General features: G+C 53.0%; 20 protein-coding genes. 3 read left to right on the top strand and 17 right to left on the bottom strand.

Annotated elements, in window-relative coordinates:
* Positions 1-5: 5 nt before the first annotated feature.
* From ET33_RS05325 to leuC, 15 genes are all read right to left on the bottom strand, one after another.
* Complete coding sequence (locus tag ET33_RS05325; protein WP_036677474.1) at positions 6-3,107, bottom strand: efflux RND transporter permease subunit; 3,102 nt, start codon at positions 3,105-3,107, stop codon at positions 6-8.
* Positions 3,108-3,275: 168 nt separating this feature from the next.
* Positions 3,276-3,785: a GbsR/MarR family transcriptional regulator gene (locus tag ET33_RS05320; protein ID WP_036677473.1), complete on the bottom strand. Its 510-nt coding sequence runs from the start codon at positions 3,783-3,785 to the stop codon at positions 3,276-3,278.
* A gap of 209 nt (positions 3,786-3,994) precedes the next feature.
* A complete protein-coding gene (locus tag ET33_RS05315) occupies positions 3,995-6,217 on the bottom strand; it encodes a transporter family protein (protein WP_036677472.1) in 2,223 nt (740 codons plus the stop codon).
* Positions 6,218-6,285: 68 nt separating this feature from the next.
* Positions 6,286-7,755 (bottom strand): ABC transporter substrate-binding protein, encoded by a 1,470-nt coding sequence (locus ET33_RS05310; RefSeq protein ID WP_036677470.1) that lies wholly within the window; start codon positions 7,753-7,755, stop codon positions 6,286-6,288.
* 59 nt (positions 7,756-7,814) lie between these two features.
* The gene (locus tag ET33_RS05305) at positions 7,815-9,266 is read right to left on the bottom strand and encodes an ABC transporter substrate-binding protein (RefSeq protein ID WP_036677468.1); all 1,452 of its coding nucleotides are present in this window, start codon (positions 9,264-9,266) and stop codon (positions 7,815-7,817) included.
* A gap of 54 nt (positions 9,267-9,320) precedes the next feature.
* Positions 9,321-10,199: an ABC transporter ATP-binding protein gene (locus ET33_RS05300; RefSeq protein WP_036677466.1), complete on the bottom strand. Its 879-nt coding sequence runs from the start codon at positions 10,197-10,199 to the stop codon at positions 9,321-9,323.
* Between the two features lie 4 nt (positions 10,200-10,203).
* Positions 10,204-13,095, bottom strand: a complete 2,892-nt coding sequence (locus tag ET33_RS05295) for an ABC transporter permease (RefSeq protein WP_036677464.1) — start codon at positions 13,093-13,095, stop codon at positions 10,204-10,206.
* The gene (locus ET33_RS05290; RefSeq protein ID WP_374701675.1) at positions 13,095-14,198 is read right to left on the bottom strand and encodes an efflux RND transporter periplasmic adaptor subunit; all 1,104 of its coding nucleotides are present in this window, start codon (positions 14,196-14,198) and stop codon (positions 13,095-13,097) included. Before ET33_RS05290 ends, ET33_RS05295 begins: the two co-directional genes overlap by 1 nt.
* Positions 14,158-15,012, bottom strand: coding sequence for an ABC transporter ATP-binding protein (locus ET33_RS05285; RefSeq protein ID WP_081890206.1), 855 nt, complete (start codon positions 15,010-15,012; stop codon positions 14,158-14,160). The genes ET33_RS05290 and ET33_RS05285 overlap by 41 nt, the downstream gene beginning before the upstream one ends.
* Positions 15,013-15,321: 309 nt before the next feature.
* Positions 15,322-16,002, bottom strand: coding sequence for a DnaD domain-containing protein (locus ET33_RS05280; protein WP_036677462.1), 681 nt, complete (start codon positions 16,000-16,002; stop codon positions 15,322-15,324).
* Positions 16,003-16,057: 55 nt separating this feature from the next.
* Entirely contained in the window at positions 16,058-17,356 is a 1,299-nt protein-coding gene (asnS, locus tag ET33_RS05275) for an asparagine--tRNA ligase (RefSeq protein ID WP_036677459.1), read from the bottom strand.
* 40 nt (positions 17,357-17,396) lie between these two features.
* Positions 17,397-18,611, bottom strand: a complete 1,215-nt coding sequence (locus ET33_RS05270; RefSeq protein ID WP_036677457.1) for an acetate/propionate family kinase — start codon at positions 18,609-18,611, stop codon at positions 17,397-17,399.
* Entirely contained in the window at positions 18,608-19,480 is an 873-nt protein-coding gene (locus ET33_RS05265) for a 3-hydroxyacyl-CoA dehydrogenase family protein (RefSeq protein ID WP_036677454.1), read from the bottom strand. Before ET33_RS05265 ends, ET33_RS05270 begins: the two co-directional genes overlap by 4 nt.
* 188 nt (positions 19,481-19,668) lie before the next feature.
* Positions 19,669-20,274 carry a 3-isopropylmalate dehydratase small subunit gene (gene leuD, locus ET33_RS05260; RefSeq protein ID WP_036677451.1) on the bottom strand — a complete coding sequence of 202 codons (606 nt, stop codon included), beginning with the start codon at positions 20,272-20,274 and terminating at the stop codon, positions 19,669-19,671.
* Positions 20,275-20,309: 35 nt separating this feature from the next.
* The gene (gene leuC / locus ET33_RS05255; RefSeq protein ID WP_036677447.1) at positions 20,310-21,728 is read right to left on the bottom strand and encodes a 3-isopropylmalate dehydratase large subunit; all 1,419 of its coding nucleotides are present in this window, start codon (positions 21,726-21,728) and stop codon (positions 20,310-20,312) included.
* Positions 21,729-21,943: 215 nt separating this feature from the next.
* Here leuC and ET33_RS05250 point away from each other — a divergent pair, with 215 nt between their 5' ends.
* From ET33_RS05250 to ET33_RS05245, 3 genes are all read left to right on the top strand, one after another.
* Complete coding sequence (locus tag ET33_RS05250; protein WP_036677443.1) at positions 21,944-22,285, top strand: DUF2512 family protein; 342 nt, start codon at positions 21,944-21,946, stop codon at positions 22,283-22,285.
* Between the two features lie 24 nt (positions 22,286-22,309).
* The gene (locus tag ET33_RS39155) at positions 22,310-22,468 is read left to right on the top strand and encodes a hypothetical protein (protein WP_167336418.1); all 159 of its coding nucleotides are present in this window, start codon (positions 22,310-22,312) and stop codon (positions 22,466-22,468) included.
* Between the two features lie 201 nt (positions 22,469-22,669).
* The gene (locus ET33_RS05245) at positions 22,670-23,593 is read left to right on the top strand and encodes a LysR family transcriptional regulator (protein WP_036677440.1); all 924 of its coding nucleotides are present in this window, start codon (positions 22,670-22,672) and stop codon (positions 23,591-23,593) included.
* A gap of 24 nt (positions 23,594-23,617) precedes the next feature.
* Here ET33_RS05245 and ET33_RS05240 read toward each other — a convergent pair whose 3' ends face one another.
* Together ET33_RS05240 and ET33_RS05235 are read right to left on the bottom strand one after the other, a co-directional pair.
* Positions 23,618-24,415, bottom strand: a complete 798-nt coding sequence (locus tag ET33_RS05240; RefSeq protein WP_036677435.1) for a carbon-nitrogen family hydrolase — start codon at positions 24,413-24,415, stop codon at positions 23,618-23,620.
* 101 nt (positions 24,416-24,516) lie between these two features.
* On the bottom strand, positions 24,517-25,305 hold the full coding sequence (locus ET33_RS05235) for a class I SAM-dependent methyltransferase (RefSeq protein ID WP_036677432.1): 789 nt from the start codon (positions 25,303-25,305) through the stop codon (positions 24,517-24,519).
* Positions 25,306-25,451 lie beyond the last annotated feature (146 nt).

Raw genomic sequence — 25,451 nt, 5'->3', positions numbered from 1 at the left:
CTTTCTTAAGCATTCGTTACCGGCGTTGACTTGGATTCCGATGTCTTTCTGCTGAACAAGCGGCCGAGACGGTTCTTTGTATTGTGAATAATTTCGTATACGACCGGCACAACGACGAGCGTAAGCAAAGTCGATGTGGTCAATCCGCCGATAACGACAACGGCCAAGCCTTTGGAAATGAGCGCCCCTTTAGAGAACCCAAGAGCCAGCGGCAGCAGGGCAATAATGGTAGCCCCCGCGGTCATTATAATCGGACGAAGCCGGGATAAACCACCCTCCAAAAGCGCGTCGCGTACGGACTGTCCCGCCTCCCGCAGCTGCTGCACGCGGTCGATAAGCACGATCGCATTGGTAACCACGACACCGATCAGCATCAAGAATCCGATCAATGAGGTGAGGTTGAGCGATTCGCCGCTGACGAGCAAGCCAAGCATGCCTCCGATTGCCGCAAGCGGCAGAGAGAATAAGATTGCAAACGGCGCACTGGCATTTCCGAAAGCCAGAACCATGATCAGATAGACAATAAAGATGGAGACGGCCATGGCTACGAACATTTGCATGAAGTTTTTCTGAATATCGTCGGATACCCCTTTGACTTCAGGACGAATTCCCGACGGAAGCTCCACGGATTTCAGCATTTCGGCCGCTTTGGCGCTAACGCCGCCCTTGTCCCTGGACTCGATCGTTGCCGTTACCGTTACGTATTGGACCTGTTGATCCCGGGTGATCGACGCCGGAGCCTCGATTTGGCGAATCTTCGCTACTTCATTCAGCTTGACGGTTGCCCCCGTAGGAGTCTTGATCAGGAAGTTGCCGATTTTGTCAATGGAATCCTTGAAGCTCTTGTCCAGCATGATCTTGGTAGAGAAGGTCGTATTGTCGAATTTCAGATCTCCGATCTTTTCCTCTCTCAGCCAAGAATTCACGGTTTCGACGATTTGTCCCGAAGACAAATTGTACAGTCTGGCTTTATTTTGATCTACGGCGATTTCCACTTCGTTCTTCGATTCGCTCAAGCTGTCTTTTACATCTTTAAATTCCGGAATTTCCTTGAGCTTCTCCTTTACCATTTTGGCTCCCTGAGTGAGCAGATTCAGGTCGTCGCCTTTAAGCATATAGGAGAAGTCTCCCCCGCCGCCAGGTCCGCCGCCGCTAAGCAGCATGCCGTTTACCTCAGAGCCTTTGGGAAGCAGGTACACAATCTTTTCTTTCATTTCATTCAAAAGCTTCTTGGCGTTCGTTCCCTGCGAAGCGGCGCCGATTAACTGGCTTTCATAATCGATGCGGTTATCCGTCGTGCCGCCGCCTACATAGGATTGCATATATTCGAAAGCGGGTTCTCCGGCCTGGTTTTTCGTTTCGCGTATCATCGCTTCGATTTCTTTCATTTTCAAATCGTTGGATGCGAGCGAAGTTTCCCGAGGCATTTTGACCATAATAAACATTTGTTTATCCGAATCGCTGGAAGGCATGAACTCCACAGCCAGGAACGGAACCGTACCTACGATAGCTACAACAAAAACCAACATGGAAAGCAGCATCGTTTTGATGCGATTGTTAAGCGACCATTTCAGCACTTTCAAATAAGCGCCGGATACTTTGCCGACGTGCGTTTCATCGTGAACCTTAATATTTTTGGAACGCAGCACGAGCAGCTTGGCAAGCATCGGAATAACGGTCACGGCCACCAACAGAGAAGACATCAAGGCAGCGGAAAGCGTGACGGCGAACGGGCGGAACATATCCCCGAGCTCTCCCCCGACAAAAGCGATTGGAGCGAATACCCCGACGGTTGTAAGCGTGGAGGAGGTAATCGCCGAAGCCACTTGCGCCGTCGCTTTCTTAATGACCGATTCTCCGCGTTCGTGAACTTTCACGAGCTCGCTGTAAATATTTTCGATTACGACGATACTGTCGTCCACGACACGCCCGATCGCGATCGTAATTCCGCCCAGCGTCATGATGTTGAGCGAAATGTCCAACGGAGCCATGATCAGCAGCGTGATCAACAACGATAAAGGAATAGAGACCAAAACGATAATGGTCATCCGAACATTTCTTAGGAAGAGCAGGATCATAATAGAGGCAAGCAGGGCGCCGAGCGCTCCTTCCTTAACCATGCCGTTAATGGAATCCTTGATCATGCTCGATGTAGCAAAAAGCGATTTAAACGTAATGTTCGGGAAGTCCTGCTTCCACTTGGCCATCAAAGCGTCTGCTTCCGTAGCCAATTGAACGTCATTGGAGTTCTTCGTTTTGTAGATCGTTACACCGATGGCCGGCTTCCCATCGAGACGCGAAATGAATCTAGACTCGGAAATGGCTTCAACCTTGGCGATGTCTTTCAGAAGAAGCGTTTGTCCCCCCGACGCCGTAATCTTCATGTTTTCTAAGCTGTAAATCGTATTGAGATCGCTCTTGACGCGCACCATCTGTGTGTTGCCGCTGAAGTCGACTAATCCGGCTGGGCTTGTCAGAATAGAAGATTGAATCATTTGGGATACCTGCGCCGGCGTTAGGCCGTAACTACTGATTGCGTTTCCGTTCATTCTCAAGGTCAGAACCGCTTCTTTATTGCCGACCCCTTCGACGCGGTCAACGCCCTTGATGGCCGCAAAGCCCGGCTGGACGATATCCTTGTAGATTTTATCCAGTTCCTGTTGGCTCATGTTGTTCTCGCCATACACCGAGAGGTAGTAAATGGCGCTCGCTTCGGCACTAGAGGTCTGAACCTTCGGTTTTTCCGCGCCTTGGGGCAGTTTTACGTTCGCAAGCAAGCCTTCGGCTTCTCTTCTGGCATCCTCGATCTTCTTCCCCTGCTGCAATTCAACGGTAACCATGGAGAAGTTATCGCTGGAGGTAGACTTTAAAGATTTGATGCCGTCTAGTCCCGCCACCGCTTTCTCGACAGGCTTGGTTACCAGCTCCAAAACATCCTTAGGAGGAGCCGTGTACTGGGTGGTAATATTGAATCTCGTTTGCGTAGTACTCGGTATGAGTTCCATTTTCAAGATGGAAGCCGCATAAGTACCGCCGCCAAACAACATCAGCACAATAATGATTATTGCGGCGATGTTCTTCATCGAAAAATTTGTTAATGAATTCATCTCTCTACTCCTCCATTACGATTGCTGACTACTTAGACGAGGCGTTTCCGGTTACCCCTTCATTTTCCATAAATCTTTTTTCAGTATAGCTTGGTTCGTTAACGGCTGTAAGGTGAAAAAAGTCATAACATAAAAAAAATCCGGGCGTCCCGTCTTTCGTCTATCTGTTTACAGCTGCTCTCTTAGTCGGATCCACTCCTCTTCGATCCCCTCCAATCGCGATAAAAACATCCGGTACATCGCGGAAACTTCCGCAAATCTTCGCTTGAAAACCTCAAAGGATTCTGTTTCCTCCTCACCAATCTGAGACATTCCTTTAAGAGTGAACAACAATTCTTCGCATTGCTTGGTAATCGATTCGATTTTTTGCTTGCTGGCCCGCATGCTGATCAGTGTGAAATCATCGGATATGTAGTAGTAGTCTTTGCGATCGCTTCTCAACGGAACCTTTTGGCACATGGAGTATTTTTCCAACGCACGGACCTGGACGCTGACGGCTGCTTTCGTTACACCAAGCTGATCGGCGATTTCCTGCAGGCTAACCGGTTTGGGCGCAAATAAAAGCAGGCCGAATATTTTGCCGACAAGCGGGCTGAATCCTTCCAATTCAAAAGTCCGTGACATTTGTTGGGTGACCGTCCATTTATATTCACCAAACGAGAGATGCGGTTTACTCATTATCTTCTCCTTATTCATTGAATTAACATCGTTAAGAATGTTGTTAACGTAAATAACATAAATCGTCTTGAAAAACCTGTCAATACCCCCAATGAACTTTTAACCAATTATTCATAGAAGTCTCTGAGTTCCCAGCAAAAAACCGCTTCTGCACAGTTTTACGCAACTGATGCAGAAACGGTTTCGTTTAATCAAAAAAAGTAAACATATTATTCCGCTGTTTCGAACCAGTTGACCTCTTTGGTGGCGATCAATTTCTTTTGCCCTTGGAACGAATCGTAGATGTTAAGTTTGAAAGTTTTCAGCTGATTGATCCTATACTTTATGTCCTTGATAGATTCCTTAAATTCAAAGTCTACATGCTCACCTACGGTCATTTTTTCTTTTGTTTCCGTTTGAGTTGTAGTGCCTTGCTTATCGGACGCTATACCCTCAAAGTCTTTAAAGTCGAGCGAGCTTTTCATTTTTGTCTTACCGTCGGAATCTTCAAGCTCAATAATGAGCTGGCGGCCTTCCATATTTGAAACGAACATTGAGTCTTTTGTCAGGTTGTAATCGAATTTTATTTTGACTGGCGTGACATCGGAATCTTTGACGTATTCAATGGTGGAACGAATGTTGCTGATGGATAGTTTATACGGATCGAGATTGATATCTTTAAATCCGTCTTGAACCGTGAAATCCTCTTCTGGAAGCCAGTACGCAGCAGCATTTACATAAGCATCCGGTTTTTTGTCCGCTTCCGTCAATTTTCCTTCAGTCACGGCTTCACCGATCAATATACTCATACCGGACGTTGGAGCTCCCTTGCCCACGTTGCTGGACAGCAGTAGCATCGCTGTTCCGTTCGGGTTGACCTTCGTCTTAATCTCGGAAATGGTAGCAGGATACGTACCTTCAGCTGTCTTGAAATAAGCAACCAATTTTGTAATATCCGATGGCCGTTTTTCAAGATTATTTACTTCCAAGAGAGCAGTGAATGTGTCATTCATTTTGCCGCCATACGTCCTAACAGAACGGACCTTATAGTTTGCACTCCGGCCGATGCTTGTCACTTTATACGTTTCGCCGAAGTTATTATAAGGAATATTCATCAGCTCCGAGCGGTGTACAAACTCGAGCAAATCGCTCGCCGCCGTCTGCTGGTCTGTCTTGCCGTCGCTGCTGCCGGTGCCCGTTTTCTCTTGCAGCACAAGCTTGACCTTGCCAAATTGCGACGTGTACGGAATTTTGCCGATAAACTGGAATTGAGCTTCCGCATTCGGGGCCAGGCCGATGACATTGTCCGTCCGAACCAGCTTCGCTTCCACCTTCACGTTGTCGTCTAGCTTGAAATACCCGGTCAGCTCCGGAATCGGAAGCGCTTCTGGGCCTTTGTTGGACAGCGTAAACCCTGCGGTCAAAATATCCTGGTCCTCCCAAGGCAGCCGTTGGACCGTATTCAGCTGAGTCGTGTAGGTACCCGATTTGTTCGTGAAGCTGAAGGCTTTGCCCGTGTCCACCCCGTCCGTATCCGATACGGCCGGTAAAGCGAAGAAAGCAATCGGCAGATTCAGCTTCAAATCCTGCGCGTTCTGAACGATCACGAGCTGCCAGCCTTCCGTTGACACGGAGACCGGAACGGAGCCCGTAAGATCGATATCTTTGTTCGTTTGCGGATTGATGGTCAAATCTTTGACGACTTTGGCGTCAAGCGGGTACATATACCCTTCGCTTGTGCGAAGTAAATATTGATATCCGGGCACCGCGACGCTCTTCGAGCCTACGTTCTCCAAATTAAGGACGATGGTCGGAGTGTAATTCTTCTCGTTCTTGCTCATCAATACTTTTTTGATGGTGCCTTTGACTGGATTGCTTGCTATTTGAATCGTATGTGCTTTACCGGCCGGCGTAACGACGGTATAGTCGTCAGGAACGCTCACCTCTCCGATTTTCCGCACGAAATCCGCCTCCGGCATGCTGAAGTCCCATTTGATAATTTCAAAAATAAGATCCTTCAGGTCCGTCGATTCGTTCACCGTTGCGTAAAAGCTGATGTCTTGGCTCGATTTGGCTGGAATGCGGTTTTTATCCTTGTCCTGCGGCAGGACGCGAACGGAAATTTGGTTGCCGTTTTTCGTCCTCAGCCGAGGCCAGTAGTCGATGAACTGCAGGTCGGTCGACCCTCCGTTGTTGACACCTACGGTGAACGTCACAGTTTTGTTGCCTTGCTCCGGCATCATGACCACATTTTTAATCTCGAAATAGCTGGTTGCGTTGAGAGCGACCTGTCCGATCGCCGGAGCGGTCCCTGTCGAGATTGTGGCCGTTGTCCCCGAAGGCGGGGTCGTGCCGCCGCCCTCCGCTGCAAAGGCGGGGAGCGCGGACCCGAAGGCAAGTACGGCTGCCAGCAGAACTATGCAAGTTTTATATCGTTTGCGTTTGGAATTCATCTTGTTGTTCCTCCTTGTTGAGTTTCACTCCGAACGTACTGCCCGCATTCTTGCTGAGAGGGGACATCTTATCCCCCCTGCATCATCGAATCAAACTGAGCATTCGGATTCTCTTTAATTTTTTGCAGCATCGCATCGCCTTCCGTTTGCCATTGCTTGAGCGCATCGCGCACTTGCAGCTTATTCTGGGCGACTTGCTGGAATTTTTGGGAGCCGAGGCGTTCCACATCGTACAAGCCCGGTTTCTCGCGATAAATCTTGTAGTCTTGGCTTGGCGCAGGAAGCAGCGTTGTGAACGCTTTGATATTGAACTCCGCCCCGTCCTTCGGCTTGATGTATTTTTGGCGCGACACCAGATTGTAGGTGCTTCCGGCTTTCAGACGGGCCCAATCCTCGCTGTTGATAAATTTGATGAATTTCCAGGCGTCCTCGGGGTTTTGCGCCTTGGCGTTAATGCCCATCAGACCGTCCAGACCGATGCTGCCGCCGTATTCCGGCGCTTCCTGATGCACAGGCACCGTAACGACATCCCAATCGAACGGAGTGAGACCTTTAATGTTTGCCGCATTTTTCATGACGTTCGTATACTGGCTAATTTGGCCGTAGTTGATAATGGACATGGCTACACGGCCGGATAAGAAATCGTCGTCCATAAACGGGTTGAAGTCTTCGTTAGGCCCAGGGTTGCGCCGCTTGGAGTAGTCGATCGGCTCAGGCAAAATTTTCTCAGTCTTCAGCTGCAGCAGCGTTTTCCACACTTTTTCCCATTGATCGGAATCGACGGTCATCTTCTCGCCTTTATCGTCGAAGGTCTTGAGGTCAAGCGGCGCCGTGTACATATGTGTCGCATAGAAAATGTCATCGCCCATGTTGTGCGGCGAGAACGAAAAACCGTACTTGCGGTTCTCCCCTTCCCCTTTCGTCAATCTGCGGGCCAGATCGAACGCCTGATCCCAGGTCATCTTGTCTGTCGGGTATTGAACCCCGGCTTCATCGAATATTTTTTTATTATAAATAAGTGCAGAAGAATAGAAAGTCGGTGCCAGCGCGTAAATTTTGCCGTCGCCCACCTTTTTGATGCCCTCGATGACCGCAGGAACGATATCGGACGTATCGAATTTGTCCTTCGCGATGTCCTGGTCAAGCTGCTTCAGCATATTGTTGCTGATCAGCTCCGGCAGTTGTTCGTAGCCAACCATCACCACATCGGGCGGACTATCGCCCGTCATCACTTCTTTCAGCTTATCCATCGGATCTTTCGGCTTTTCCTTCGGATCCGGCCGGCCGCCATACATGTAACGGTCATCCGATGTCGAGATGAACTCAAGCTTAATGTTCGGATTCGCGAATTCGAACAATTCGGTGAAGCGTTGGCGAAAATACTCATTGTCCCCGCCGTATCCCATGCTGGTTGCGACTCGAAGTACCTTCTCGGTTTTGCTTTCCCCGCTGCCGGATTTCGTGCAAGCAACCATTGTCGGCGCCATCAAGCCGACGCAGAGCGATACAGCCACCGTCTTCTTAACATATTTTTGCATTCTCAGGATCCCTCCAGATTGGTTTCTATGTATAATCAAGGCAGTTTTAACAAAAAAGGTTAATGATCGACAGACGCATTCGGATTGTCTTTCATCTTCTGGAGCAAGGCATCCCCCTCGCTTTGCCATTGCTTCAGCGCCTCGCGAACCTGAAGGATATTCACGCTGACGTCTTGCAATTTACGGTTGCCGATCCTTCTTACTTGGTACAAGTTCGGTAGCTTGCGATACAGTTTGTCTTCGACGGCCGGCGCCGGAAGCAGCGTCGTGAACGCTTTGATGTTGAACTCCGCTCCATCTTTCGGTTTAATATATTTTTGCCGGGCCATCAGGCTGCCGGAACTGTTCCCTTTAAGCCGGGCCCAATCCTCGCCGTTGACGAACTTGATGAATTTCCAAGCGTCTTCCGGATTTTGCGCCTTGGCGCTAATTCCCATCAAACCATCCAACCGGATTCCGTATCCGTTCTCCGGCGCTTCGAGATGAACGGGCATCGTGACCATGTCCCAATCGAACGGGGTCAGGCCTTTAAAATTGTGCGCATTTTTCATAACGTTGGCTACCGATCCAACATCTCTGTAGTCAATAAGCGACATCGCAACACGACCTGACAAGAAATTGTCGTCTTGAAACGGATGATCCTCGTTTGATCCCGATCCTCGTCCTTTTAGGTCATCAGACGGCTGCGGTACAAGCTTTTCCGTCTTCAGCTGCAGCAGTGTTTTCCACACTTTTTCCCATTGGTCGGAATCCACCGTCATTTTCTCGGCATTATCGTCAATCATACTCAACTGCAAAGGCTCCGTATAAACTAGCATTCCGTAACTCAGATTGCTCGCCCTGCTGCTGTAGGTCGAAAATGCAAAGCCGAATTTCCGGTTCTCCCCCTCCCCTTTGGACAGCCTACGGGCCAGATCGAACGTCTGATCCCAAGTCATTTTGTCGGCCGGGTACGGAACTCCCGCCTCATCAAACAATTTTTTATTGTAAATAAGAGCGTAAGACTCAAAAGTCGGAGCCAGCGCATAGATTTTGCCGTCTCCTGCCCTTCTGATCCCTTCAATGATAGGAGGAGCGATATCACTCGTATCGAATTTATCCTTGGCGATATCTTGATCGAGCTGCTTCAGCAGGTTGCTGCCGACAAGCTCCGGCAGATGATCGTAATCGATCAAGACGACATCCGGGGAATTGTCCCCCGTCATCAATTCGCTCAGCTTATCTATCGGATCCTTGGGCTTCTCGTTGGAATCAGAGGATCCGCTGTACCTAAAACGTTCGTCCAAGGTCGAAACATATTCCAGCTTAATGTTCGGATTGGCAAATTCGAACAACTCGGTGAACTGCTGCCGAAAATACTCGTTTTCATTTACGTAATCGCTGGTCGCAATCCGGAGTACTCTCTCGCTTTTACCGTCTCCGCTGCCCGTTTTGGTGCAAGCAGTTAACGTCGACGCCAATAAGCCGGCGCTTAATGACAGCAGCACCGTTCTCCTAGCGTACTTATTCATGTTTCAGATCCTCATCGGTTAATATGGTTCTCTCCGCTTCACGAATCCATCATACTAATCCAGCGACTTCGGCGTACGTATAATGATTTTCTCGCCGTCGAATTCCATCGATGCCTTTCCTTCAATCCCGAGCGCCTGCAAATACGATCTCGGAATTTGAAGCCGTCCTGCCCGGTCGAGCACGACATATTCTTCATGAACATCGTGAATCGATCCATGCGATGCCGCCGTCCCGCCTTCGTCGTCCAAGTTTGGGTTGCGTTTGACGAATTCGGTGCTCGTCATCCCGTCGCGGATGGCGACGACGCGGTCCACCTTGCCGGCAAGTGCCATATCGTGGGTTACGATAACGATGGTCACGCCAAGCTCGGAATTCAGATGCCGGAAAATGTCCATGATCATATCCGACGTCCGCGTATCGACGGAACCAGTCGGTTCATCAGCCAACAACAAGGACGGGCGATTCGCGAGCGCAATCGCAATTGCCACCCGCTGCTGCTCGCCGCCGGACAGCTGCTGCAGCTTGTTGTTGAGCCGCTCTTTGAGGCCAACCCACTCCAGCAGCTGCTTCGCATAGGCGCGGTCGTACTGTCCGCTCAGCATCATCGGCATTTCCACATTCTCAAGCGCCGTCAAGTAAGGAACGAGATTTCGCGCATTGTTCTGCCAGATGAAGCCGACGGTTTTGCGCTTGTACTTCACCAGCTCGTCGTCCGTTATTTTCAGCAGGTTCCATTCGCCCACGTGGACCTGACCGGCGGAGGGGCGGTCGAGCCCCCCCAGAATGTTCAGTAACGTCGACTTCCCGCTGCCGCTGTTTCCGATGATCGCCATCATTTCCCCTTGGGCGACGGAAATGTTCAGCCCATGAAGCGCAACGACCTCGATATCGTCGGTCTTGTATATTTTGACGAGTCCGTCGCAATGAATCACTACATCATTTCTCCTCTCCCAGCTTCACGGCCTGATGTACGCGCAGCCTTCTGATGTGAAGGAACAACAACCCGGCACCGGTCAGCATCATAACGGCTATGACGACATACAGTTGATCGGTATCTCTCGCATCGAATATAACGCGGAACGGAGGCACCTGCGTCTTGACGTTCTCCGCGGTCTGCAGGAACGGCAGGAATAAGTAGCTCGTCAGTTTGCCGATACCGAGACCGAGTGCAATGGCCAGCCCGGCGGTAAACAGCTGCTCAAGCAGCAGCATGCCCGTAAGCTGTCGTCGTGACAACCCCATGGCGCGCAGCACGCCGAACTGAACGACCCGGCTGGACAAGTTGAAAAACCAGTACAAAATGTAGCCGATCAACGAGACAAGAACGGATACGAGAAAGCCGAGGCTCAGGATGCCGAACACGCCGCCACGCGCCGGGTGCTTTTTCTGCGTGATCAGTTCGTTGCGGACGTCTTTGACGCTGGCAATGCCGATATTTTTTGCTTTGAGCGCTTCAATGACCGGCGCTACCTTGGCTCCGTCTTTCATTTTCATCCATACATCGTAAGGTACGACAGGCGCTTGATCGTACACATAGTCGAGGTTAGCGATAAAAAACGGCGTCTGATCCGGATACTGGCTCGGCCAGTAAGGCACGGTAGCTACCACGACAAACTCGACCGGCTGGCTGGAAACCGAAATGCTGATCAAATCCCCCGACTTGATATGATGTTTTTCGGCAAAAGAGGTCGGAATGATGACCGCCTGCTCATATTGCCCTAACAAATTCAAGTAGTTGTAAGGATGCGTTTTGTACAAGTCTTTGCGAAACCACGCCACCTTGGCGAAATCGGCGTTATCGATGCCCATCAGCATACCTTGTCCGAGCGACTTGCCGGAAACGACCACGTTCCCCTTCGATTGCAGCACGCGGGCTGCGTGCTCGACGCCTTCCAGCTCCCGAAACACCTGGAACGGAGGTTCGATGTAACGCAGCTTCGGCGGCGGGCCTTCTCCCGGACCTCCAGGCTGGCCGCCGCCCCCTTGACCGGGATTCTTTCCTCCGCCCTGTCCTTGCCCTTGACCTTGTCCGCCCTTATTCTGGTTGGACGTTGACGGCAGGTCGTCGGATACGGAAGTCCATTCCGCTCTCATGGTAACATCGGTGCCGTAGGCATAAAGCACCCGCTCCGTCGAGTTCAAGTCGATCGTCCGAGCCGCAGAAGCGTTGTAAATGCCGAGCCCGAGCGTCAAAATGAGCAGCAGCATGAGCGGATAGTACGCCGTAGACGAACGTGAGAGCTGGGTCAGCGTCAGGTAGACGGGAACCGGCAGCAGCCTTTTGCCCAGCCAGTTGCCGAAGCGAAGCAACCACGGGAAAATGCGCAGGAAAAACAGTCCAAGCGCAATGATCGACAAGGCCGGAATAAAAAACAGCAGCGGGTTCACGCTCAACTGATCGGTCGTTAGCCCAGTCCGGCTGAATAAATCTTGCCGGTCGTGGAACAGGTAATACCCGTAGCCCACCAGACCGACCAGCGCCACATCCAAAAACCAGCGCTGCCAAAACGGTTTTCGATCCGATCTGGCCAGCTTCTGCTTATAGCTGACGATGGAGGCTTTGGCGTAGACAATGGCCGGTATGACGCTGGCCATCAGCGCAATAACGACTGCGGCCACGCCGTACAGCAGCGCTTCGCTCGACACCCCGACAGGTACCGCCTTACGGTCGACGAATGCCAGGAACCCACTGGACGAACCTATGCTCTTCGCCATAAACCAGCCGAGCAGTGGGCCCATGATCATTGCAACCGCGCCGAGCAGCAGCCCTTCGAGCAAATAAATCCAGATGATTTGATTCGTACTGCCGCCCCGGCTGCGGATCACCGCAATGACGGTTCGCTGGCGGTCGAGCGATTGTCTGGCGTTCATGACGATATAATAGAACACCATGGCGATCATCGGCGCCGCCAATGTAAAGAGCAGCATTTGCAGCTGCAAGCTCTGCACCTTAAATTCCTGCAGCAGTGGGATAAACGAAATATCCACCCTTGTGTTCTTGAGCTTTTGGAACAAGACGATATCCAAACGTTCCAGCTTCGACTCGAGCGAGGACAGCTGGCTCGTCTTGATTTCCCGCAAATCAAAAGCATAATACCAATTGGCCAAGCTAAGCGGGATTTTTTTGCTTTTCAGCACATAATCGTTAAAACCGGCTTCGCTCATAAAAAAGGACGTAAGCAGGCCTTCCATGCCTTGATACCAATACTGATCGGTTTCGTTCTTTGGCTTGAACGTTCCCGTTACTTTCACTTTGAGCGGGGAAATTCCGTTTCCGCCGCTGATCGGATATGTGAAGACGTCGCCAATATGAAGGTCATTGCGGAACATCGCTTCCTCGTGAATAACGGCTTCAATGATTCCGCCCTGCGGCTGCTCGGAGAACCACTGCCCCTGCGTCAGCTCGACTTGATCCTTCAAGCCGTTCTGGGCCATCAGTGTCATCTGCCGGCGCTTGCTCGGGTCGACCTTGCCCGTATCCTCGGGCGTAATTTGCGAGCCGCGAATAGAATACGTCCGTACGTACGCCTGATACGGAAACGCGATGTCTTTAGGCAATTCTTCCTTTATGTATTGATCAACGTCGCTCAGCGCATTCAGATCGGCTTTTTCGTTGCCGGACGCTTGAAATCGGATCATGACGGCGCCGGCGGAAAGCCCGTTGTTCTTCTCCTCCAGCGATTTCGACACGACGCGCTTGAGCGAGCCGTCGGAATACATCGGGATGCTGGTCGTAAAAGCGACGGCCATAATGAGGCCGGCGAGCGTGCTGAGCGTCAGCCAGCGCGTGTTCCACATTTTACGGAATAAAAACCGGAACATCGCCATTAGCGTCCCACTACTTTCTGCCCTGCCGTGAGACCTTTCACAATCTCTACAGCCGTCGACGTCTGCAGTCCGATTTCGACGTCCACTTCGCGCTTGTTGCCTTTATCGTCCACAACCTGCACGTAATTGCGGCCCGCGTACGAACGAAGAGCGGCAGGCGGAATCGTAATGGCATTCTCCTTGCGCTGGGTAATAATTTTCACACCGAGCGGCGTTCCGTGGGAAATTCCTTCCGGAAATTGGTCAAGCTGGATCAGCAGATAGTTTTCGATCGAATCCGGCTTTTTCTGCTGGCCTCCGCCCGGGAACCCTCCGTCGCCATTGCCATTGTTCCCGGCCTTCGGACTCGGAAGCTTCGACACTTTGCCTTTGACCTTGCCTACGCCGTTGATGTCCGCTTCAGCCTCCATGCCAACGGAGACTTTCGACAAGCTGTCCGCGCTAATGGTCGCAGCCACCGTAAGCTGAGACAGATCCGCGATCGTGGCGACCGCATCGTAAGCCTTGGCCGTATCCCCTTTTTTCATGTAAGCGGAGATAATCGTACCAGCATAAGGAGCCGTCAGCTTGGCACCGGCAATCGTTTTTTCAAGCGTGGTTACTTCTTCCTTTTTCAATTCAAATTCGATTTTGTCCCGCTCCAACTGCTCGGGGCCTGTCTCATCGGCTTTGCGCAGCTTTTCGATCATACTCAATTCATCCTGGCGCGTCTGCAGCCGTTTCTGCCGCAATTTGTTTTCCTGCTCCGTGACGTCAAGCTCGGCGATCACTTGCCCCTGCTCCACCTTGTCTCCGGTTTTGACCAAGAAAGATTTGATGCGCCGGTTGGCATCATCCGTAAAGTATAAATCTTCTTCCACGGTCGACATCAGCTTCCCGGAGAGAGGAACGTCGAACACCAGCGTCTCTGTTTTGACTGCATACTCCGGTTTTTTGGAGAGCTGGGGCGGGGTAATGGCCGGCAATACTTCCTCCTCGTCCTCCTTTGGCAGCAACGAGCATCCGGACGACAATGCGAGAGATGCGGCGATGCAAACGAGCAGCAACGGGCGGCCCGATTTTTTAACCACTGATAAATTTTCCATCCACCATTTCGAATACACGGTCGGCAACCTCCATTATTGTCGGATCATGCGTTGTCATGCAAATCGTCATGCGTTCGGTACGGATAATGTCCCGGAATACCGCCATGACTTGCGCGCCCATTTGCGAATCGAGCTCCGCCGTCGGCTCGTCGGCAAGCAGCAGACTGGGCTTGTGCGCGATGGCTTTGGCAATCGCGACACGCTGCTGCTCCCCGCCCGACAGCTCGAACGGACGATGGTGCATCCGCTTGCCGAGGCCCACCAGCTCCAAACAATGGGTGACGCGGGGCTTCCATTCCGATCGGGGAACTTTTGCCATGCGCAGTGACAATTCCACATTTTCCCAAGCAGACAAAAGAGGCATCAAAGCAAACGATTGAAAAATAAAGCCGATTTCTTTTCTTCTTATGTACGTCCGCTGATCGTCACTGCATTCATGGAACGGGTATTCCTTGAACATGATTTGTCCCCGGTTCGGCTGGTCCAGACCGCCGATCATGTTTAGCAGGGTCGTTTTCCCCGAACCGGACCGGCCTTTCAGCATAACGAGCTGCGTCGGATACAGCTCCATATTGATTCCCTTGAGTACATGAAGCTGCTGTCCTCCGACAGGAAATGAACGCTCCACTCCCGTTACGGTAAGGAGCGGGATACTCGTGTCAATGGGTGGTCTGGTATCGACCAATACACTCGCGCCATCGCTTGCCGCAGCAGCTTCCCCGTCGACCGAGGCTTCCAGCGCCGCGGTCTCGATCCCCTGCGGAGCGGCTGGCACGGCGGCTGCCGCTTCATTCTGCGCTTCGTTCTTAGGTTTGCGCAGCCATCGGAACATGTGGCCCCTCCTTCTAACCGTTCTATAAATCTGTAAAATCATGTCACGCCTATTATAATAGACGCCACGAATCACAAAAAAGTTACAAAAAAACTACAGTTTTTTAAAATGTTTTTCACGTTTTTCGACTGATGAAGCAACTCTGGTACTTTAGTCAGGGTCCGAAAGTGTACAGGGCGCAGCAAGCTTGCTCGTAATACCTTTGGCATAGATCGCTTGCACGATGCCCCCAGCGAGGCACTCCGTCCTCCAATAACGCAAAACAGCCCTGCACGCAAAAAAATGCGTGCAGGGCCATTTCGTTCCCGCTTACCGGGAACGGAACTTCTGCGAGTGCTCCTTCGCCTGCTCGACGGTCGTAATCCGGTTGCGCTGCCACTCCAGCAAGATCCGGTCGATGTACCGGAAATGCAGCTTGCCGGCGAACACCGCTTCCTTAAGACCGGCGAGGATGAGCTCCTCAGGGTAACCATCTTTGTCGATCCACCCGGATATCGATTCCAGCTCCATCGGCGTGAGCGGACGGCCAAATTCGTTTTCGAAAATCGAGAAAATATCTTTTCGCTCCGCTTTGCTTGTCCGCTCGGCCTGTTTCTTGGCCGCCAGTTCCGCCCGATGCTCTTCGATGCGGCACTCCGCGAGCCGCTCCAGCAGCGGCCGCAAGTTATAAACCTCGCTGTGGACGCCCGTAACGGGATCTTCGATCTCGTCGATCCGCAGCAGTTGCTCCCGGATCAGCTTTTGCAGCACGGCAATCACTTTCTCCTGTGGCAGCGACATGCGGGCTTGAAGCTCTTCCAATGTCGGAAAATCTTTGTTTTCCTTTTGCTTAAAGGCCATGACATGAAGAATAAGCATCACGTCCGGCTCCAGCAGCCCAAGCTGCTTGTAATATTTGAACAGCCAGTAGGGAACGTCGACGTTCCCGTCCTGCCAGCCCGCGAGCAGCACGGACGGCAGCTCTTTCGTGTCGTAATCGCTACGTCTCATGCCTACCCTACTTTCCACTTACAGACTCGCGAGAGACGGCTTCCGCATGCAGACCTTACGGGTACAGGCGGTACAGCAACCGCGGGAACGGAATCGTCTCGCGAACGTGATCGAGCCCGCAAATCCAAGCGACCGTGCGCTCAAGCCCCAAGCCGAAGCCCGAATGCGGCACGGAGCCGTATTTTCGCAGGTCGAGGTACCACTGGTACGCTTCTTTGGACAGCTCGTGCTGCTGGAAGCGTTCTTCCATCAGCTCCGGATCGTCGATCCGCTGGCTGCCTCCGATAATTTCCCCGTAGCCTTCCGGAGCGATCATGTCCGCGCAAAGCACGACTTCCGGTCGGTTCGGATCCGGCTTCATATAGAAGGCTTTGATCTCCGTCGGATAATGCGTGATGAACACCGGCTTCTCATATTTCTCGGCAATGGCAGTCTCGTGAGGCGCGCCGAAGTCTTCGCCCCATTCGAATTCGTGACCGTTCTCTTGAAGGAATTTTACCGCTTCGTCGTACGTAATGCGCGGGAACGGGCCCACCACTTGCTCCAGCTTCGTCGTATCGCGCTCCAGCGTCTCAAGCTCCTGGCGGCAGTTCTGCAGCACCGATTGTACAATGTGAGAGACGAACTGCTCCTGCACTTGAAGATTCTCTTCGTGCGTCACGAACGCCATCTCCGGTTCGATCATCCAGAATTCGATCAAATGCCGGCGCGTCTTCGATTTCTCCGCCCTGAAGGTCGGACCGAACGAATATACCCGGCCGAGCGCCATCGCCGCAGCTTCCATGTACAGCTGGCCGCTCTGCGTCAAGTAAGCGTCCTCGTCGAAATATTTCGTATGGAACAAGTTCGTCGTTCCTTCGCAGGACGAAGGAGTCAAAATCGGCGGATCGACCAAATGGAAGTTGCGCTCGTCGAAAAATTGCTGAATCGCGCGGATAATTTGCGCCCGGATGACCAGAATCGCCCGCTGACGCGGCGAACGGATCCACAAATGGCGGTGGTCCATCAGAAAATCGACGCCGTGCTCCTTGGGCGTGATCGGATAATCGCTGGTGACTTGAATAATTTCGACGCCGGTTACCGTCAGCTCGAAGCCGCCTTTGCTGCGCGTATCCTCGCGCACCGTTCCGGTGACGTAAAGCGAGCTTTCTTGCGTCAGCTTGCCCGCGTCTTCCCATACCTGCTCCGGTACTTCGCTCTTGACGACGACGCCCTGTATAAACCCGGAGCCGTCCCGCAGCTGCAGGAAACGGATCTTGCCGCTGGAACGGATGTTATGCAGCCAGCAGCCGATTGTCACCGACTCGTTTATATATTTATTCACATCCCCGATCATACACAGGTTACGGTTCATGAACATTCCTCCACCTACTTTTAAAATTGACCATCGTTCACTAGTTTACATCATTTCGGTCCAAAATCAACTGGTACGTATCCCGAGCGATAACAAGCTCCTCATTGGTGGGGATGACGAGCACTTGTACCCGGGAGCCCGGCGTCGAGATGGCGCGTTCTCCAGATTCGCGCCGTTCGTTCGCTGCTTCGTCCAGCTCCAAACCGAGAAAGCTGAGATTGCGGCATACCGCAGCCCGCAGCGAAGCGGAGTTTTCCCCGACACCCGCCGTGAAGACGATGGCGTCCAAGCCGTTCATGGCAGCCGCGTAAGCGCCGATACATTTGCGCAGCCGGTACTCGTACATGTCGAACGCGAGCGCCGCATTGCGGTCTCCCGTCTGCCTTGCCTCGTCAATCTCCCGCATGTCGCTGCCGATGCCCGAGATGGCAAGCAGTCCGCTGTGCTTGTTCAGCATCGAGTTCACTTCGCTGAGCGTCAAATCCTCCTTGCCCATCGTAAACGGGACGATGGCCGGATCGATATCCCCGCTCCGCGTTCCCATCATGAGCCCTTCCAGCGGCGTCATTCCCATGCTCGTATCGTACGACCGCCCGTCCATCACCGCGGTGCAGCTCGCCCCGTTCCCGATGTGGCAGGTGACCAGCTTCAGCTCGCGGAGCGGCCGCCCGAGGAATGCCGCAGCGCGCTCGCTCACATAAGCGTGCGAGGTGCCGTGGAAGCCGTAGCGGCGAATTTTATGCTTCTTATAGAGCACCATCGGGATCGGGTACAAATACGTCACCGGCGGCATCGTTTGGTGAAACGCCGTGTCGAATACGACGGCCTGCGGCACGTTCGGCATATTCGCTTCGACCGCCTGAATCCCGAGCATATGGGCAGGATTGTGCAGCGGAGCCAGATCGAACAACCGCTTGATCTCCTGCTTTACCTCTTCGTTGACCAATGCGGAATTGGAAAACGATTCGCCCCCGTGCACGACCCGGTGGCCCACCGCGTCGATTTGCTGCGCCGACTCGAGCACCCCGTGGACCGGATGCACCAGCATGTCCAGCACCTTGCGGATCGCGGTCGTATGCTCCAAAATTTCACTGACTTCGCGCACGTCCTGCTTGCCCTCCGGCTCAAATGTCAAGATCGCGGATTCCATCCCGATCCGCTCCACCTTCCCTTTGGCCAGCACGGATTCGTCCTCCATCTCGTAAAGCTGAAACTTAAGAGAGGAGCTGCCTGCATTAATGACGAGTACGATCATATCCGGTCACCGTCCTTATCATAGCGAAAAAAGCCTTGTCCCGTCTTCGTGCCAAGATGACCGGCCCTTACCATCTGCTTCAGCAGCACCGCCGGCCGGTACTTCACATCGCCGAACTCGCGGAACATACGTTCCATCGCGGCCAATATCGAATCCAAGCCGAAGCGGTCTGCCATCTCCAACGGCCCATAATGAAAATCATAGCCGATTCGCATCGCATTATCAATATCGTCCGCGCTCGCCACCCTCTCCGACAGCGCGTGCATCGCTTCGTTGATCAGCACGCAGATCAGCCGCGTCGTAACAAAGCCCGGCGATTCATATACCTGAATCCCGCGTTTTTGAATCGTTTCTTCGACGAATTCCCGGGTCGCCTGGAAGACATCTTCTCCCGTTTGCAGCGCGCGGATGATTTCTACCAAATGAATTTTCGATACCGGATATAAAAAATGAAGCCCGATGACGCGCTCCGGATACTGGGTCTCCGCCGCCAGTTCCGTCAAGCTAAGCGTAGACGTGTTGCTGGCGAGGATGGTCGACGGCGAGCATACCTCGTCAAGTTTGCGGAATACTTCTTTTTTAATCTCCAGATCTTCCGAAACGGTTTCGATGACCATGTCGCATTCGGCCAACCGGTGAATATACGTTTCCTTCGCAATGCGCGAAAGAATCAATTTTTTCTCAACGGGAGTGATCGCCCATTTCTCCAGCTGCTTGTCCAGACTGATCTCGATTTGCTCCCAGGCCTGATCCAGCTTTTCAGGCGTCCGTTCGATCAGCATGACTTCCAACCCTTTGGCTGCCAACATTTCGGCAATGCCTTGACCCATCGTTCCGGCGCCCACGACGCCGATTCTCGCAAAACTCATTTCTGTCACCCTCCCATCATGCTTCCAGTGATATTATACACAACGCTTTCGGCGTTTGAAAAAACATAGATCACACTTTTCAAGAAAATTGTCGAAAGTTTTTGAACATTGTATGATAAAATGCGGCCGGATCAAAAAAAAGCCCGACCTTAACTCTTTTTCGAGAGCCAGGCCGGGCTATTCGTCGCTTATTTGTACGCGAGACGCGCTTTATGCGCCGCTTCGTATGCCGCGATTTTGTCTTCATGCTTCAGCGTCAGACCGATATCGTCAAGACCGAGCAGCAGGAATTGACGGCGGTGCTCATCCAAGTCAAAGTCGATGCCGAGGCCTTGATCGTCGGTGATCTTTTTGTTCTCCAGATCGACGGTCAGCTTGTAGCCTTCTTTCGCTGCGGTGCGCTGGAACAGCTCCTCGACCTGCTCTTCGCTCAGCTTGATCGGCAGGATGCCGTTCTTGAAGCAGTTGTTGTAGAAAATGTCGGCGAACGACGGCGCGATCACGACTTTGAACCCGTAATCCTGAATAGCCCAAGGGGCATGCTCCCGGGAGGAGCCGCAGCCGAAGTTGGCGCGGGAAATCAGAACGGAAGCGCCTTGATAGCGCGGCTGATTCAAGCTGAACTCCGGAATCGTATTGCCATTCAGGTCAAAACGCCACTCGTAGAACAGAAATTGGCCGAAGCCGGAACGCTCGATGCGCTTCAAAAATTGTTTAGGAATAATGGCGTCCGTGTCCACGTTCACGCGGTCCACCGGACCGACCAGGCCGGTATGCTGTTTAAAAGCTTCCATGTCGTTGAACTCCTCGCTTCGATAAAATGATCTTCTTAAGCTTCCTGCTTCACTTTGAAATTCCAATCGCGCACATCGGTGAAACGGCCTTCGATCGCTGCCGCAGCTGCCATTGCCGGAGACACGAGGTGCGTGCGTCCGTCACGGCCTTGACGGCCTTCAAAGTTCCGGTTCGACGTCGAAGCACAGCGTTGGCCCGGTTTCAGCACGTCCGGGTTCATCGCCAGACACATGCTGCATCCGGCATCGCGCCATTCAAAGCCCGCTTCGATGAAAATTTTATCGAGGCCTTCTTTTTCCGCTTGGATTTTTACTCGGCCCGAGCCCGGCACGACGATCGCCGTCACGTTCGGCGACACCTTGTAGCCTTGAGCTACGGCAGCCGCCGCGCGCAGGTCCTCGATCCGGCCGTTCGTACAGGAACCGATAAATACGTAATCGATCGTAACATCCGTCATCGGCGTTCCCGGTGTCAAGCCCATATACTCGATCGCTTTTTCCGCCGCTTTGCGCTCGTTCTCCGTGCTGAAATCCGCCGGATTCGGCACGCGGGACGTAACATCTGTACCCATGCCCGGGCTGGTACCCCAGGTGACTTGCGGAATCAAGCTGTCCGCGTCGAAATCGACCACGCGATCGTACACCGCGCCCTCATCCGTCGTCAGCTGCTTCCACGCCGCTACCGCTTGCTCGAACGCTTCGCCCTGTGGCACATATTCGCGTCCGCGAAGGTAATCGAACGTCGTTTGGTCCGGAGCGATCAAGCCTGCTCTTGCACCCGCTTCGATCGACATGTTGCACACGGTCATGCGCTCTTCCATAGACAAGCCGCGAATCGATTCGCCCGTGTACTCGAGCACATAGCCGGTTGCAAAATCCGTGCCGTATTTCGCGATGACGCCGAGAATCAAGTCCTTCGCCGTAACGCCCGGCTTCAGCTTGCCGTTGATGCGCACTTCCAGCGTTTTCGGCTTCGCTTGCTGCAAGCACTGCGTCGCAAGCACGTGCTCCACTTCACTCGTTCCGATCCCGAACGCCAAAGCTCCGAACGCACCGTGCGTAGACGTGTGGCTGTCGCCGCAGACGATCGTTTTGCCGGGATGCGTCAAACCGAGCTCCGGTCCCATAACGTGGACGACCCCTTGATCAATGCTGTCCAGGTCAAACAAGGTAACGCCGAAATCCGCACAGTTTTTGGAGAGCGTATCGATCTGCTGCTTGGAAATCGGATCGGTAATATTGAAACGATCCTTCGTCGGCACGTTGTGATCCATCGTCGCGAACGTCAAGTCCGGACGGCGAACCTTGCGGCCACTCAGGCGTAGGCCTTCGAACGCTTGCGGCGAAGTCACTTCATGGACCAGCTGAAGGTCGATATAAATGATGCTCGGCTTGCCCGACTCCGAATGAATAACGTGATTGTCCCAAATTTTTTCGAACATTGTTTTTGCCATCGGTTCCACCTCGGTATCTGAATGATGCTCCTAATGTCACCTATCGTATCACGTCCATCTTCATTGATCCAAGATATAATATCTATAGCCTTCATAGGTTTTCGCTATGAGCTAGTCAAAAAACGGCCAGGCGCTCTTCCCCCTCCTAAACTGCATAAATTAAGGGCCGGCTGGACAACCTTTCAACGAAAGCAAAAGTAAGGGAGCTGGGAAGCATGAGCAAGCTGCTTGTCAAACTCGCCATAAGCGCTCTTTTTACCGTCCCGCTGCTGCTTTATTTTTCCAACGCTACACTGTTCCAAGCGCTGATGGCCTCCGTCAGCCTGAGCATCCTGGCTTTTTTTCTCGGAGATCAATGGATTCTCGACGAATTCGGGAACGGTGCCGCAATCTTGGCCGACGGACTGTTGGCCGCTTTATTTTTGGGAGCGGTCGGAACCGCATATCATTGGGGATTGTCCTGGCCGAGTCTTGCCTTTGTCGCCGTCGTCACGGCTGCCGTTGAATTCGGGTACCACCTGCTGCTCCGAAGATGGGACGTCCGTTGGTATTCCTGACCATACCCCTAGGAGGATTGCACAATGACCGATACACCTCGCCCAGCAAATGCGACTCCGGCAGAGGAGCCCACTCCCGGCAAAGTAAAGCTGGTCGCCGAAATGCCCGGAGACGAAGAGATGCGCGAGCATTTGGAAGAAATGAAACGGAACGACGGGTATCCCGGCTCTTGCGGGACTTGATGAATCCCAGCCGAAAAGATACGGCTGTTGCGCGTGTCATGCAATATTCCGTTCTGCCCTGGAAGAAGGAGCCTCCCGCTCTTTCTTCCTTTTTGTTTGCGAACGAGGAGCTGCCGCACACCGGCTCTTTCATTCTTATAACAAATACGTTACTATTAACGTAGCATTAATAGGTATTCTTTATAAAAGGAGCCGAGCCGCATGGAACTGCGCCAGCTGCAATACGCTTTGCAAATTGCCATTGAAAAGAACTTTTCCCGCGCAGCCGAAAAACTGCATATCGCTCAGCCGTCGCTCAGCCAGCAGCTTTCCAAGCTGGAGAAGGAGCTCGGCGTGCTTTTGTTTCAACGGACGACCAACTCGGTGGAGGTCACCTATGCCGGTACCCGCTTTGTAGAAAAAGCGCAAAAAATTCTCGACATGGTCGAGCAGCTAAAACAAGAAATGGAAGACATTTCCCAAATGCGCAAAGGTAAGCTCGTCGTGGGTAGCCTCCCGATCACAGGCGCGCACGTGCTGCCCCTCGTTCTGCCCGTCTTCCAGGAGCGCTACCCGGAAATCGACATCGTGCTCGTCGAAGAAACGACCTCGAACCTCGAGCAATTGACGGCGAGCGGGCAAGCCGACATTAGCCTGCTTTCCCTGCCCCTGATCGATGACTCGCTTGATTACGAGCCGATCATTGAGGAAGAGATCGTACTAGCCGTCCCGCCGCAGCATCCGCTGGCCGCGCGCCTGACCGAGGGAGCAAGCAAAACCGTCGATATTGCGGAGCTGCAGGAGGAGCCGTTCATCGCGCTTAAAAGAGGCCAAGGCTTCCGTCAAATTGCGATCGCATTGTGCAACGACGCCGGATTTACACCGAACATCGTGTTCGAGAGCAGCAATATTGAGACGGTGCAGTCACTCGTCGCGGCGGGGATGGGCATTGCCTTCATCCCGCATATGCTGCTGAGGGGATGGAATGAGCTGGCACCCGCTTACCTGCGGCTGACCAACCGGCCGACCCGTACCCTCGTCATCGCCCACCGTAAAGGGCGTTATTTATCGAAGGCGGTCGCCGCGTTCATGGAGACGTTCCGCCAGGTAATGGAAGCCGAACGCGCAAAAAACCGGCCGGAATGATCCGAGCCGGTTTTTCGTACCTTTTTAATACAAGGAAGGACGTCTGTCTTCAAATACCGGAATTTTATTGCGCACGGCAGGCACCTGGCTAAGGTCGACGGCAGCGCGAACGATCGTTTCGGCCTCTCCCCCTTCGGCCAGCACCTCGCCCCATGGATCAATGACCATCGAATGGCCGAAAAACTCCGTCGTCCCGCTCACGCCTACACGGTTGCAGGAGACGACGAACATCTGGTTCTCGATCGCCCTCGCCATCAGCAGCGTACGCCAGTGATGCAGCCGCGGATTCGGCCATTCGGCCGGAACGAACAAAATTTGCGCACCGCCGAGCGCCAGCTTTCGCGCAAGCTCCGGGAAGCGGATGTCATAGCAGATCATCATGCCGGCCGGAATGCCGTCCAATTGCAGTTCGCCCGGACGGTCTCCGCTTTGCAGGAACTTCTCCTCATCCATCAGCCGGAACAAATGAATTTTCGAGTAGTCTCCTGCACGGTTTCCTTGCCGGTCATATGCGAATATCGTATTGTAAACGCCGTTGTCCCGCTTCTCCGCGATCGAACCGCCGATGATGTTTACGCCGTACTTTCGGCTAAACGCCGAAAGCAGCGCTTCAGTCCGCTCTCCGTACTGGTCCGCGAGCTCCTGAATCCGATCCAGCGCGTAGCCGGTATTCCACATCTCCGGAAAGACGATCACATCCGGCTTCGTACCATGAGTGACCGCTTCATGCAGAAGGCTCTCCAGCTTTGCGAAGTTGCGTTCGGGTTCTCCTATTGCGATGTCCATCTGCAGCAGAGCCAAATTCCATCGTTGCCCAGCCATCTAACCTTCCCCCTACCCGTCTCGAAATTCCGAACGCAGCGGCCCGATTCGGGAAACTGCGTCGTTTCTTCCTATTATCATAGAGCAACGGAAGTGGAACTTCAACGCGCTTGTGCAAAGAATATCGTCCAGCGGTCCCGTTCCAGGGCGGGCTCATTCATTTCATAGCCCGAGTCCGCTGCGATGGCATCCGCCAAATCCTGAAGCTCCGCATCCGACAATTCATGCAAAATGGAACGTCCCTTCCGACTCAAAAGCTCCTCCCGATAGTCGCTATAGCTGGCATAGCTTTTGCGCACTTCCCATAGCTGCGTTTGTTCCACGATCGAGAACCCGGATGCTTCCAGAGCCTTGCGTATGGCCGCCGCATCGTGACGGCGTCCTGCTTCCAGCCGGCGGAGACGCGGGTACTTCTCGAACCAGTAGCCGCGCAGATGCTCCCTGCTCCCGGGAAGCAGACAGTCTTCAGGCGTCCGATCCTGCACGATCAGCAGCCCTCCGGGCCTCAGAATCCGCTGCGCCTCGCGGAATACGTCCGGCAGTTCTTCCGCGGCAATATGGTGTATCAGCGCGCGCTCCAGCACGAGCTCGACCGAGTCATCGGGCAATCCCGTCCGATCCGCCGTCCCTTGCGCCAAGCGGATTTGCCCGTACGCCGCGCAATGCTCGGCGGCTCCTTGAAGCATCGCTTCGGAGAAATCGATGCCGACGACCGACGAAACGCCTAGCTCTGCCAAAGCGACGGAGTAAATGCCACCGCCGCAGCCGATGTCCGCTGCCGTTTTCCCTTGGGGGCTCGCCTTCCGCCGGATCAGCTCCATCCAGCCGGAATCGGCAAGCCTGCCGGTATAGGTATATTTATTGTATTCATCGTGAAAGCTTATCGTCATGGCATTTCCCTCCGTTGTCATTATAATTTCATTGTATGAAACTAAATATCACTGATTGAAACGACCTGCGATTAATATAACACATCCTCTGTATTTTGCACATCATAGACGAATAAAAAAGTTCTACTCGACAGTTAAATGGATGA

It is taken from the genome of Paenibacillus tyrphae (genome assembly GCF_000722545.1).
Classification (GTDB): domain Bacteria; phylum Bacillota; class Bacilli; order Paenibacillales; family NBRC-103111; genus Paenibacillus_G; species Paenibacillus_G tyrfis.
This window is presented reverse-complemented; position numbering and strand designations above follow the sequence as displayed.